At 64.9% G+C, this 12,809-nt stretch carries 12 protein-coding genes; 7 read left to right on the forward strand and 5 right to left on the reverse strand.

The features are described 5' to 3' along the window. Positions 1–84 precede the first annotated feature (84 nt). Complete coding sequence (locus tag AAGD32_08410) at positions 85–1,101, reverse strand: NAD-dependent epimerase/dehydratase family protein (protein MEM8874270.1); 1,017 nt, start codon at positions 1,099–1,101, stop codon at positions 85–87. Between the two features lie 232 nt (positions 1,102–1,333). On the opposite strand from AAGD32_08410, the gene AAGD32_08415 reads away from it, so the two are divergent. Further along, on the forward strand, positions 1,334–4,447 hold the full coding sequence (locus AAGD32_08415; GenBank protein ID MEM8874271.1) for a hypothetical protein: 3,114 nt from the start codon (positions 1,334–1,336) through the stop codon (positions 4,445–4,447). A gap of 8 nt (positions 4,448–4,455) precedes the next feature. Here AAGD32_08415 and AAGD32_08420 read toward each other — a convergent pair whose 3' ends face one another. Beyond that, positions 4,456–5,415, reverse strand: a complete 960-nt coding sequence (locus AAGD32_08420; GenBank protein MEM8874272.1) for a transglutaminase family protein — start codon at positions 5,413–5,415, stop codon at positions 4,456–4,458. Between the two features lie 95 nt (positions 5,416–5,510). On the opposite strand from AAGD32_08420, the gene AAGD32_08425 reads away from it, so the two are divergent. The 6 genes from AAGD32_08425 to AAGD32_08450 are packed head-to-tail and all read left to right on the forward strand — an operon-like array spanning position 5,511 to position 10,453. Beyond that, entirely contained in the window at positions 5,511–6,404 is an 894-nt protein-coding gene (locus tag AAGD32_08425; GenBank protein MEM8874273.1) for a hypothetical protein, read from the forward strand. Positions 6,405–6,459: 55 nt separating this feature from the next. Next, positions 6,460–7,242, forward strand: a complete 783-nt coding sequence (locus AAGD32_08430) for a DUF1444 family protein (GenBank protein ID MEM8874274.1) — start codon at positions 6,460–6,462, stop codon at positions 7,240–7,242. Between the two features lie 33 nt (positions 7,243–7,275). After that, entirely contained in the window at positions 7,276–8,064 is a 789-nt protein-coding gene (locus tag AAGD32_08435; protein MEM8874275.1) for a sugar phosphate isomerase/epimerase family protein, read from the forward strand. Positions 8,065–8,075: 11 nt separating this feature from the next. Continuing rightward, the gene (locus AAGD32_08440; GenBank protein ID MEM8874276.1) at positions 8,076–9,269 is read left to right on the forward strand and encodes an alanine--glyoxylate aminotransferase family protein; all 1,194 of its coding nucleotides are present in this window, start codon (positions 8,076–8,078) and stop codon (positions 9,267–9,269) included. 3 nt (positions 9,270–9,272) lie between these two features. After that, positions 9,273–9,683 carry a YraN family protein gene (locus tag AAGD32_08445; protein ID MEM8874277.1) on the forward strand — a complete coding sequence of 137 codons (411 nt, stop codon included), beginning with the start codon at positions 9,273–9,275 and terminating at the stop codon, positions 9,681–9,683. Continuing rightward, positions 9,680–10,453 (forward strand): TatD family hydrolase, encoded by a 774-nt coding sequence (locus AAGD32_08450; protein MEM8874278.1) that lies wholly within the window; start codon positions 9,680–9,682, stop codon positions 10,451–10,453. Before AAGD32_08445 ends, AAGD32_08450 begins: the two co-directional genes overlap by 4 nt. Here AAGD32_08450 and AAGD32_08455 read toward each other — a convergent pair. From AAGD32_08455 to AAGD32_08465, 3 genes are all read right to left on the reverse strand, one after another. Further along, positions 10,401–11,222 (reverse strand): DUF2062 domain-containing protein, encoded by an 822-nt coding sequence (locus tag AAGD32_08455; protein ID MEM8874279.1) that lies wholly within the window; start codon positions 11,220–11,222, stop codon positions 10,401–10,403. The two genes, AAGD32_08450 and AAGD32_08455, sit on opposite strands and share 53 nt — an antisense overlap. Before the next feature lie 65 nt (positions 11,223–11,287). Continuing rightward, positions 11,288–12,214, reverse strand: coding sequence for a hexose kinase (locus tag AAGD32_08460; GenBank protein MEM8874280.1), 927 nt, complete (start codon positions 12,212–12,214; stop codon positions 11,288–11,290). A gap of 61 nt (positions 12,215–12,275) precedes the next feature. Then, positions 12,276–12,809, reverse strand: a 534-nt coding sequence (locus AAGD32_08465; GenBank protein MEM8874281.1) for a hypothetical protein, incomplete at its 5' end; no start/stop codon positions are given.

A 12,809-nucleotide genomic window follows, 5' to 3' on the forward strand; every position in this document is an offset into this window, starting at 1 on the left:
TCGATCATGAGCCATGACGAAAAACCGCCGACCGGTGTGGATGCACCGGTCGGCGGTTCATTCGCTGTTCCCGAGCGGCACGTGTTACGCCGTCGCGTATTGGCTCACCTTGTACTTCTCTTGGCCCTTCATCTGGTCGTAGATCCAGGCGTAGGTTTGCTCCATGCCGTGGCGGAGGGAGATCGACGGGGCCCAGCCGAGCTTTTCCTTGATGAGGGTGTTGTCGGAGTTGCGGCCGCGGACGCCTTTGGGGGCGTCGAGGTTGTAGCTGCGTTCGAGCTTGATGCCGGCGATGTCCTCGACGATGTCGACGAGTTGGTTGATCGAGACGAGTTCGTCAGATCCGAGGTTCAGCGGCTCGGTCACGTCGGAGTGCGTGATGCGGTCGATGCCTTCGAGGCAGTCGTCGATGTACATGAACGAGCGGGTCTGCTCGCCGTCGCCCCAGATTTCCATGCGGTGGTCGCCGGACATCTTGGCCTGGATGACCTTGCGACACATGGCGGCGGGGGCTTTCTCACGACCGCCGTCGTAGGTGCCGTACGGGCCGTAGACGTTGTGGAATCGGGCGACGCGGGCGCGGAAGCCTTCGTCCTCTCGGAAGTGCCGGCAGAGGCGTTCGGAGAAGAGTTTTTCCCACCCGTAGCCGTCCTCGGGCATGGCGGGGTAGGCGTCGGCTTCCTTGAGCGCGGTGACGTCGGCTTCGACCTGCTTGTCGCCGTTGTAGACGCAGGCGCTCGAAGCGTAGAAGTAGTTCTTGACGTCGGCCTTGTTGGCTTCCTGCAGCAGGTGTGTGTTGATGAGGATGCTCATCATGCACAGCAGCTTGTTGTTCTCGATGAAGCCCATCCCGCCCATGTTGCAGGCGAGGTTGTAGACGGTGTCGCGGCCCTTGACGGCGTCGGTGCACTTCTCGACGAGGTTGAGATCGGCTTGGACGTTCTCGGCCTCGGGGTGGACCATGTACCATTGGTCGAACGGTTTGATGTCGACGACGCGGACGTCGGTGTGGCCGGTGGCGATGAGTTTCTTGGCGAGGTGTCCGCCGATGAATCCGCCGCCGCCGCAGACGACGACCTTTCCGTCTTTTCCGTTGCTCATGTCTTTTCTCCGAGTGGAACGTGCTTGGCTGTTGAAGTTGGGACGCCGCCACCGACGAGTCGGGTCGCGGCCTTGGATGATGAGAGCATGGCACACGGGAATCAAGAACGTTCTCCGTACTCTGAAAGAATGCCGCCCCATAACATGCGACGCACGCAGCGGATGCGGTCGATTCGGCAGAACCGGCACGACCCGACCGCATGAACTTGTGTCTAGTCCGTTGGAGGCCGTTATGACCGATGTTCAAGCCGAACCGACAACCCAGCCCCAAGGCGACACACCCAAGCCCCGCAAGCGGCGTTGGCTCCGATGGCTGTTGGGCGTCGTGGCGGTGCTGCTCATTGGTTTGGTGTTGTTTGTCGCACTGTTGCCGACGCTGATTTCGACCGGGCCTGGCACGAAGGCCGCGCTCGGCTTTGTCGAGCCGTTAATCGATGGGAAGCTGACCGTCGACGAGTTGTCGGTCGGCTGGTTCAGCGGCACATCGCTGGGCGGCGTCGCGCTCTACGACAACGCCGGCCAACTCGTCGCTTCGGTCGATCGGCTCGACTCCGAACTCACGCTGCTCGGCGCGCTCGGCAGCGAACTCGACTTCGGCGAAACCACCGGCGTCATCGACCTCAACCGCGTCCGCATCGACAAGGACGGCAACACCAACCTCGCCACGATCTTTGCCCCGATGATGGAAGGCGACTCGGATTCCGAGTTGCCAGGGATTGTCGGCAACTTCGACGTGAAGATCGAAGGCGCGCTGGAGTACATGATTCCCGACGAGCAGGGCGGCGGGGCCGGGACGTTGATGATCCGCGACGGCCGTCTGGCGGCGGACGTGACCGACCTCAACGGGCCGATCACCGTGCAGGTGTCGCTGCCGCTGACGCAGGACGGCCAGACGCGGAGCCGCATCGTGATCGACGGGACCGCCGACGTTCTCGACGACGGTGCGTTGGACATGCAGGGCTTGACCGCGTCGGGCGACCTGATGCTCGAGCAGTTCGATCTGGCGTTGCTCGATCCGGTGCTGCAGTTGCTTGGCAAGTCCGAGCGTTTCGCCGGTGTTGTCGATGGCAAGATCACCGCGACACGGACGGGCGAAGTCACCCAGATCGCCGGCACGATCGGTGCGGCCGATCTGGTCACGTCGGGGTTGCCGGGCGAGGTCACGACGTTGGCGGTCGGCGTGCTCGAGGTCCGGCCGACGGTGTCGTTCGATCCCGGCGGCGACCTGTCGTTGGACATTGATCTTATCCACGAAGGCCGGGCGGTCTTTCACGCCGACGGCGTGATGCCGGTGGCCACGTTGGGTGCGATCGACGGCCTGCCCGCCGGCCGGATGAACGTGCAGGCGGACCTGCCGACGGGGGTGCTCGCGCTGGCCGGGCCGTTCGTCCCGGCCGATTATCGTGCGATGCTGACCGACCTCGCGGTGACCGCCGAGGCCAACCTTAACCCGTCGGCCGGTGGCCCCGCGTTGCCGTTCGCCGTCACCGCCAACCGTGGCGACAAACGCATCCTCAACGCGTTCGGCACCATTACCGAACTCCAGCTCGGCGAAGACTTCGCGGTGGCGTTCGAGGGTGTCGACATCGGCAAGATCGACGTGGCGGATCTGCTGGCGTTTACCAACATCGAGGCTGTCGAGGCCACGCTTGCCGAGCAGCAGATCACCTTGCCCAGCGGCATCGTTTCGTTTAGTGGCGGCGGGCGGTTTGCTGGCGATGTGTTCACCCCGACCGAGTCGGTCGTGGCCAAGGTCAGCTATCTCACCATCGGCAAGGCCGGCCGGGGGTTGGTCGCCGACCATCTCGTTCAAGTGAGCACCGACCGGCCGGTCGATCTGACCGCCGGTATCACGGCCGAGCAATTCCGCGTGATCGTCAACGGCAATCGCGTCATCCTCGATGCCGATGTTCAGGATCTCATCCAAGGTGATGCCGGGGTCGCGGCACGGGTCAACGTGCGGAAGTTCCAGGCGGGCGATCCGAGCCAACTGGCCGAGGCGTTCGACGTGCCGATCGAGGGCTTCGACATCGACGGCGGCGCGGTCGTCTTCGGCGGCGCGCTCACGCTCGACACCACCACGCCACAACCGACGATCGCGACGGTCGGTCAGGTCCGCCTGATGCTCGATCGCATGGGCGTGGTGCAACAAGCCGACCCGGCGGACCCGGCGAGCGAGCCGCGGACGTTGCTCGAACGGTCCGACACGTTCGTGCTCCTCGCCGACATGAACCTGTCGGACGATCTCAATCTCCGGTCCCTGCGTGGCTCGCTCAACGACGACGCGCTGCTCATCGAAGCTCACGCCAACGTCTACGACCTCGAACGCCAACGCTCCTTGGACAACGCCCGGCTGCTGATCAACGCCGACATGGATCGGCTGACGCCGAAGCTGCGGGACATCCTCGGCGACACGGCACGCGGGGCGGGGCCGATGATCGTCGATATGCGTGTGGCCGGGAGTTACCCGGCCGACGCCGACGAGCCGTTGCGGATGCTCTCCGCCGAAGGCAAGGTCACCTTGCAGGAACTCGACGCGTACGGCATGGAGATGCGCAGCGGCAACATGCCGATCACGCTCGCCGGTGGCGTGTTGGACATCGACGGCGGGGCCTTGGTCAACGGCGGGCGCGGCAACACCGATCTGTCGATCGACCTCACGCAGGACGTGCCGGTGCTGTCGATGCCCGACCGCGTGCAGGTGCTGCGTGATTCGCAGATCAACTCGCTCGCGATGCAGATCATCGGCTCGACGGCCGGCTCGTTCGGACGCGAAACTACCCGCGCGGCTGGTTTCATCGACGTGTCACTTCTCGAAGCCAGACAAGTCCCGCTGAATTTCGAGCAACTCGCGGCGGGCCGTGGTCGGTTGCGGGTTGCGTTTTCCCTACGCGAGATGGACATCGAGTCCGAGGCGATCGGTAACGCCCTGGCGGCGGTGGCGCAGGTCCCGCAGCTGGGCTCGGTGCTCGGCCGGGCGAGCAATCTCAACCGCCTGAGCGGCCTCATCAATGACGGCGAGTTGCTCATCGACGACGGCGTCGCCAACATCAACATCTCGCTCAACGTGTTTGATCCCCGCGAAGGCATGGGCGGTCCGCTGTATCCGATTGGACTGGCCGGGCGAGTCAACCTCTCGACGTTCAGCCAGGAAATGACGATGACGCTCGGGCCGGAGCTGACCAAAAAGTGGTTCGGTGACGACATCGCACGGCTGCTGCCGGCGACGGGGCTGCCGGTGAAGATCACCGGCACACTGGATGCCCCGAAGTACGAGCCGGCCATTCAGGTCGAAAACCTGTTGCAGAATCAGCTCGAGCGCGGACTGAGGGATCTGTTCGACTGACGCCGGGCTTACTGCTGTTGCTGCTGTGCTTGCCGGTAGACGTCGGTGAGCACATGCGGGCGGTGGATGAGTTCGCCGACGTCGAGGACGCGGTTGGGGCGGTCGGTGATGTCGGTCGGCAGCGTGTCGAGAACTTCGCTCTCGACGGTGGCGGTGATCATCTCGTCGGAGCCGCCGCGATAGACGCCTTTGTTGGGCGGAACGTCGCGGTAGTCGCGGCCGATGGCGATCTTGACGTATTCGGGACCGACGGTCGTGTTGTTGGTCGGGTCGAAACCGACCCACAGGTTGGGCCCGACGAGCAACTCACACCACGCGTGGGTCTGAGTGAAGCCGCGGAACGATTCCTTCATCGGATGCACCAGCCCCGAGACGTACCGCGCGGGAATGCCCAGCGCTCGCGATAGGCCGAGCATGAGGTGGGTGAAGTCCTGGCAGACGCCCTTGTATCCTTCGAGCAGGTCCGTGATCGGGCTGGCTGATGTGGTGACGCCGGGCTCGTAGGTGAAGGATGTGAAAATGTGATTCATGATCCGTCCGGCGATCGCGCCGATCGGTTCGCCTGGCTGTGGGGCGATCGCGTCGAGGTGCGTTTGGAGCAGATCGGACTTGACGACGGGCCCGCCGAAGTCGACGAAGTCGTGCAGTGCCGGGGGCGGGGCGGCATCATACGGGTCGCCAAGGTCGGCGGCGGGGCTTTTCTCGCGCCGGGTCTCAACGTAGCTGGTCGCTTCGACGACGACCTTGCGGTGGGGTGCGTTGACGGTCAGGGCATGCACCGTGTTGCCCAGCCAGTCGACGTAGCTCGTCGGCGACGAGGGCGGCCCGACCGCGAGGTTGAACGAAAGCCGGCGTTGATCCGGCTCCTGACGCGGCATCACCCGCAACTCCATCACGCTCTCGGTGACGGTTTCGGTGTAATCCAGTTGGGTTCGGTGCGTGAGTTTGAGGAGGAGTCGTGACTTCATGGGGTTCCGCGGTCTGGGCGGAGCGCCTCAGCAGCGTACCAGAATGGGGTGGAATCGGCATCCGTGGAATCGTCGGCTATCCTTGTCGCCCGCTCATGTACCGCACGTTCGTCATCGCCCGCCACACCGCCGTCGAAGCCATCGCACAGCCGATCTACCTGCTGCTGTTGGCCGTCGGTGCGGCCCTCATGGGGATTTTCGGGCTGCTCCCGTTCTTCACGCTCGGCGAGGACACCAAGATGTTTCTCGATGTCGGGCGTGATTTCGTGTTGCTGCTCGTGCTGATCGCGACGCTTTTTGCCACCAGCGCGACGGTGTTCAACGAGATCGAGAACCGCACGATGCTCACGCTCATGAGCAAGCCAGTCGGGCGGTTGGAAGTGTTGCTCGGTAAGTACCTCGGGCTGCTCGCGTCGGCGCTGCTGGCGGTGGTGGCGTTGGGGCTGGTGCTCGGTCTGGCGACGTGGCTGCGTGTGCCGACCGATTACACGCTCAACCCGGAAACCGTCGACGGCGAGGAAGCGGCCCGGCTCTTCGACACGCGCATGATGCACCTGACCGGGCTGGCCGTGTCGTTGTTGATGGCGTGGATGCAGATCGGCGTGCTCGCCGCGATCAGCGTGGCGATCAGCACACGCGTCTCGCTGGTGGTGAATCTGCCGGTGCTGTTTCTGCTGTACCTCGCGGGCAACCTCGCCCGGTTCCTCGATGTGCTGGGCGGCGAGGCGAACGTACTGGTTCGCGGGATCGCGCAGGTCGTCAACACGTTGCTGCCGTTCCTCGCGGTGTTCGATCTGCGGGAGCTGACGCTGTACGCGCCGATCGCGCTGCCGGGTAGTGTCTTCGCGGCCGACCCGGGTGCCACCTCGGTGGGCACGCTCACGGCGGAGGTGGGGCTGAGCAGCTTGTACTTCGTGCTCTACGTCACCGCGGCTCTCACCACCGGGTTGCTTCTCTTTCGTGGGCGTGAACTGGGCGGAGGGGAATGAGGAGAATTGCGTTGCCGCGTCCTCCCCTTTCCCGTTCGGTCGGTAGACTATGTGCATGGCCCACCTCTCCCGCGAGCAGTTTGCGCAGGACGTTGTCCGTCGGGTGCGGGCAAGGTTTCCGTTGGTGCAGATCGGTCGGGCCGAGCAGCCGTTCTCGCTGCGGGTCAACGGCCACGTCGCGTCGCTGGAGAATCTCTATCGCATCGCCGAGCTTCAGCCCGACGAGCTGCAGCACCAGATCGAGCGGTGGGCCGTGGAGTTGCTACGTGTGGGCGAAGGTCGGCCGGACCATGGCGATTCGTTCGAGGCCGTTGCCGACAACATCATGCCGATCCTGCTCAACGGCGCAAGTGAGGGCAAACGGGTCGAGACGCTCGCCAGCCAGCCCCTGGTGGCGGACCTGCACGTCGGCTACGTCATCGACGGCGACCGCACCATCGCGTACATCCCCCAGGGCATGTTGCAGAAGTGGGAAGTGACCCACGAGCGCATGCACGAACAGGCGATCGCCAACCTCGTCGGGCGGAGCCAGAACATGAGCGCCCATGCGATGCCTGACGAAGACGGTGAACTGTCTCTGATGTTGTTTCAGTTGATGGACGGTTATGACGCGAGTCGGCTTCTGTTGCCGGCTTTGCACGATCGTCTGCGTGAACACCTCGACAGCCCGTTCTGCGCGGCAGTGCCTAATCGGGACATTCTGCTCTGTTTCCGTGACGACGAGCAGACGGTCGAGAAAGTCCGTGGCCAGATCAAAGCGGACTATCGCACGATGCCGTACCACGTCAGCGACGCGGTGCTGTTGGTGACCGCCGACGGTGTTGCCGCGTATCGCTAAGCAAAACAGTGCGAAACCTGCTACAACCTTGACATGCCTTCCTTTGGCGTTTGTACATCCGTGGACCGGGCGGCGGTTCTGCAATCGGTCGGCTTCGATCACGTCGAGGCGGCGGCCGTGCCGTTGTTCGACGGGCGGGTCGCCGACGATTCCGATCTGGACATCGACGCCGTCCGCCGCGCCGTGCTGCCGGTGCCGGCGTGCAACATGCTGCTTCCCGGGGACGACATCACGATCACCGGGCCGACTTTCGATCTGCGTCGGTTGACCACGTACATCGATCGGACCTTCCGCCGTGCCGCGAGTGTTGGCGTCGGGATTCTGGTCTTCGGTTCAGGTGCCGCCCGTCCGATCCGCGATGGCCAAACACCCGAACGGGCGCGGGAGCGGATTCTGACGTTCCTTCGCACCGCCGCACCGCTGGCCGAACTGCACGGAGTAACCTTGGCTATCGAGCCGCTGCGCTCCGAGGAGTGCAACATCATCAACACCGTTAGCGAGGCGATGGAGTACGTTGACGAGGTCGACCACCCCGGCGTGCGCTGTCTGGTCGACAGCTTCCACATGTGGGAAGAACGTGAGCCGCTGGCCAGTGTCGAGGAGGCGATGGGGTGCGTCGTTCACGTTCACGTCGCCGATCGCGGGACACGCGCCGGCAGCGGTGCCGACCCGCGACGTGCCGGTGAGTACCGCGACTTTTTCGCATTGCTCAAGGGCGCGGGCTACGACGGTGCGGTCAGCGTCGAAGGCAAACACCGCTGGGACGAGGATTCGCTGCGGACGATTCACGACTTTCTGCACGAGCAGTGGAACGCGGCGTAACCGGCGGTAACGTGCGGGACTCATCCGATCACCCGCCCATGCTCAACAAGTACCGCCTTTACTGCCCCGGTCCCACGCCCGTCCCCGAAGAAGTGCTCGCCAAGTGCGCTGAGCCTCAGCTACACCACCGCACGCCGGCCTTCCGCAAAACGCTCGAGTCGGTTACCGGCAAGCTCCAGACGATTTTCAAGACCACCCAGCCGGTCTACACGATCACCGGCTCGGGAAGCAGTGCGTTCGAGGCCGGCCTGCTCGCGGTGCTCAAGCCCGGCATGCGTGTGCTCAACGTTGCCAACGGCAAGTTCTCCGAGCGTTGGAGCACGATGGCCAAGCAGTACGGCGGCGACGTCACCGATATCACCAAGGACTACGGCGATCACGTCACCCCGGCCGACATCCAGGTACACATCAACCAGGACGGCACGCCGCCGGATCTGTTCATCGTCACGCACTCGGAGACGTCGACCGGCGCGGTCTGCGATCTCAAGGCGGTGCTGGACAAGTTGCGTGACCACGCGCCCGACTGCCTGATCATGGTCGACGGCATCACGTCGATCGGCGCGTTGCCTTTCGATATGGACGGGTGGGGCGTCGACATCGCGATCACCGGTAGTCAGAAGGCGATGATGCTCCCGCCGGGGCTCGGGTTCGCGTCGCTGTCCGAACGCGCGTGGGCTGCCTATGACGCCAACGACCGCAAGGACAACTTCTACCTCGACCTCGGTGCGTATCGGACGTCGTACGAGAACTGGGACACGCCCTACACGCCCAACAACCAACTCATCAACGCGGCCGACGTGTCGCTCGGCATGATCGTTGACGAAGGGCTCGACACGATCTGGCAGCGCACCGAGGCGTGTGCCGAGGCGGTCCGGTCCGGGGTCACCGCGCTAGGGCTGGAGCTGTTCGCGATGATGCCGGGCAACTCCGTCAGCTCCGTCCGCTATCCAGCCGGGGTCGAGAACCCGGACAAGGCGTTCCGCCTCGCGATCCGCAAGCGGTTCAACATCCACCTCGCTGGCGGGCAGGGCAGCATGAAACCCGAGCTGTTCCGCATCAACCACATGGGTTACACCGACGTGTTCGAGGCGATCAGCGTGATCGCCGCGATCGAGTACGGCTTGGCCGAGTGCGGCAAGGACATTACGTTCGGCAAGGGTGTTGCCGCGGCCCAGGCGGCAGCGGCGGCCGTGCTCAACCGGTAAGCCATGCTCATCGAACGCGTCGTCCATGCCCTGCGTGAACGTTTCGGCGGCTCCGCTGCGGCGGGCGTGGGCGGTGACGGTGAGAACGCCGCGGCCAACCACTTGCGTGCCGCCGGCTTGCGCATCCTCGGCCGCAACTTCCGCACCTCTGCCGGTGAGATCGATCTCGTCTGCAAGGACGGCGACGTGGTCGTGTTCGTCGAGGTCAAGACCCGGGCCGACACCAACAGCCTGCCCGAGAGTGCCGTCACGCCGCGCAAGCAGCGCCAGATCAGCCGGGTTGCCGAGGGGTACCTCGCCCGGTTCGGCACGGAACGGCCGGCGTTTCGTCACGACGTGGTCGCGGTGCACTGGTCGGGCCAGGGCGAGTCGGTGGTGCATCACTACCCGAGCTTTTTCGAGCACCGCCCATGATCGACACGCACTGCCACCTCACCGACCCGCGTTTGCACGGCCAGCTCGACAACGTGCTGCGGCGTGCCGCCGATGCGGGTGTGGATCGCGTTGTGTCCATCGGCACCGGGCTCGACGACGATGTCGCGACGATCGCACTCGCCGAACGCCACGAGAACGTCTACGCCGTCGTCGGTGTTCATCCGCATTACGCCGCCAACGACCCGGCCGACCCGACGCCCCGCTTGCGCGAGATCCAGGCCCACCCCAAGGTCGTCGCGCTCGGTGAGATGGGGCTCGAGTATCACTGGGACGACACGCCGCGGGACGTGCAGTGGAAGAGCTTCGAACACCAGCTCGCGCTCGCCGCCGAGCTCGGTCGGCCGGTCGTGATCCACAGCCGCGAGGCGATCGACGACACCTTGGCGATCCTTGCCCAGCAGCCGGGTGTTCCCTGCGTATTCCATTGCTTCACCGGCACGCCCGACGAAGCAACGAGGATCGTCGACGCCGGCTACCTCGTCGGCTTCACCGGCGCGGTGACGTTCAACAAGAACGCCGATCTGCGTGATGCCTGCAAGCGCGTTCCGCTCGACCGACTGCTCGTCGAGACCGATGGCCCTTATCTCTCGCCCGAACCGGTGCGGAAACAGAAGACCTGCGAGCCGGCGTTCGTGATGCACACCGCCAGGCTCGTCGGCGCGTTGCACGGCAAGACGCTCGACGAGATCGACGCGATCACGACGGCGAATGCGGAGCGGTTTTATCGCTTGCCGACGAACTCGACTTAGGGAAGCTCTTTCGAGCCCGCGCGGCCAGTGATTGCAGCGCGACCCGCGGATCGCCGGGATGGAACTTGCGATGTAACGCGCCGAGTCCCAGGCCGATCCGGCGGTACAGCGGAATCTGTTTCTGGCATGCGGGGCAGAGCTTGACGTCGACCGTCGGCTGATCGTCGCCGCCGAGGACGAGGTGTCGGCAGTGCGGGCATTGGACGTGATGGCCGCGATACTTCCAGCGGCGCACGATGCCGAAACGCCAGAGCATTTTCACGCCCCAGTACCCCGTGCCCGCCGCCAGCGTCCCGAGCATGCCGCATCCGATGATCAGCGGGATGACGCGGTTGAGGTTGTCGGCGAAGTAGGCGAAGAGCCCCTTGGTCCCTTCGACCACGCCCTCGTTGGCGAGCCGCTCGATCTCGGCGGCGAGCCCGATGGCTTCGGGCTGCCCGGTGACGGCGAGGCCGACGCGATACCCGGCGTAAAATATCGGCACCCAGGTGATCGGATTGCTGATCCATGTGAACAGCATCGCCACGGGGATATTGCCCCGCAGCGAGATCGAACTCATCAACGCACCGATCGTCTGGATCGGCAGGGGGATGAAGGCCCAGAACGTACCACAGGCGACGCCGCGGGCGACGGACTTGCGGTTGAGCTGCCAGAGCCGGCGGTTGCCCAGGACCGGGCCCATGACTTTTTCCACCAGCCGGCCGATCCGTGTGTTCGAGAGCTGCCCCGAGCGTCGAGGGAGGAGTTTGCGGAACAACCGGCGGGACATGATTTATCCTATTTCGGCCGATCGCCTCGCGCGCATTGCATTTCACGAGATTCAGCAACGGCGTTTTATCGGGCCGGTCTGACCCGGATCTCGTCGATGAGTTGGTCGACGAGCGTGGGGTCGAGGTGGCCGGCGTCGGGGCAGGCGGCGTTGGCGGCCCCGCAGGCCGAGGCCGTCCGGCAGGCCGTGGGCACATCGTCACCCGCCGCCATCCGCACCGCCAGCCCCGCCGCGAATGCGTCACCGCTGCCGACGCCGCTGACCGTCTCCACGCGGGCCGAGCTTACGTCCCAGAACGCCTCGCCGTCGGTGACCGCCGCGCCGCCGCTGCCCCGTGTGACGATGCACCACCGGGCACCCAACGCACAGACCTCGACCATCGCCGACCGCAGGGCCGATTGTGACTCCATGCCCCGTCTGAACGTCAAGCCAAGCTCTTCCACGTTGAGTTTCACCACCGTCGGTCGCTGTGGCAGACACGCCAGCAGCGGTTCGCCCCGGCCATCGACGATGCTCGTGACGCCCGGCGCTGCTTCGAGACAGCGTCCGTAGAAATCGTCCGCCACGCCGCCGGCCAGCGACCCGCTGAGTAGCAACGCCGAGCAGCCGCCGGGCATGTGCAACAGCGTGTCGAGCAGGGCGGCCCCGTCGCGTTCGGTCACGTCGGCCGGCTCTTCGATGAACTCCGTGGCCCGGCGTTGTTCGCGGTCGACGACGGTGACGCACAACCGCGTCTGGGGCGTGACCTCGATGAACGCGTGTTCGATCCCGGCGGTGTCGAGATCCCGGCGGATCATCCGGCCACGCTCGCCCCCGACAAATCCCAGGCACCGCACGGATTCGCCGAGCGTGTGTAGGACACGGGCGACATTGATGGACTTGCCGCTGGCAAAGTCGTGGACCGATCGCGCCCGTAACACACCGCCGGGCCGCACCCGGTCGAAAGTCATTGTGCGCTGCACGGTGGGAGTGGTGCCGAGCGTAAGAAACACGCGAGTGGTGTAGTCGCAAGTCGGGGTGGTTGCAATCGACGCTGCCGAAGGGTTTAGCGGGTTATCGCTTGATCACCGACCACGCGAACTTGGGACCGGCCTTGGGGCCTCGGACGAATCCGTTGTACGCCTGCGCCGCCGTGGCGCCAGCGTCGATGTAAGCGTCGAAGTGCTCGTGTCGGAAGACCCCGCCGCAGCCGATGATCGTTTTGCCGGTCTTGGCAAGATGTCGCACCATCTCCAGCGCGATCGGCCGCACAGCGCTGCCGGATTGTCCGCCCTTGCCGTGCTTGGGATGATCTACCGGCATCGTGTTGGCGCAGACGAAACCGTCGACGCCAGCGTCCAGGCAAACCTCCGCGATCGCATCGAGCTCGGCCCCGGGTTGGCGTGGCGAGAGCTTGACGACCAGGGGCGGGGCATCGTCGAGCCGATTCGGTTTGAGCGCGGCGAACAAATCGGCGAGCGCCGCGGGTTCCTCGAAAGTCTTCCCCTCGGCGGTGTTCGGGCAACTGATGTTCAGCGCCGTGTAGATCCCGTATTTGCCGACCAGCCGATAGCAGTCGACCACGTCGTCGATGGCCGCGTCGCCGAC

The sequence above is a fragment of the Planctomycetota bacterium genome (genome assembly GCA_039182125.1).
Classification (GTDB): Bacteria; Planctomycetota; Phycisphaerae; order Tepidisphaerales; family Tepidisphaeraceae; genus JBCDCH01.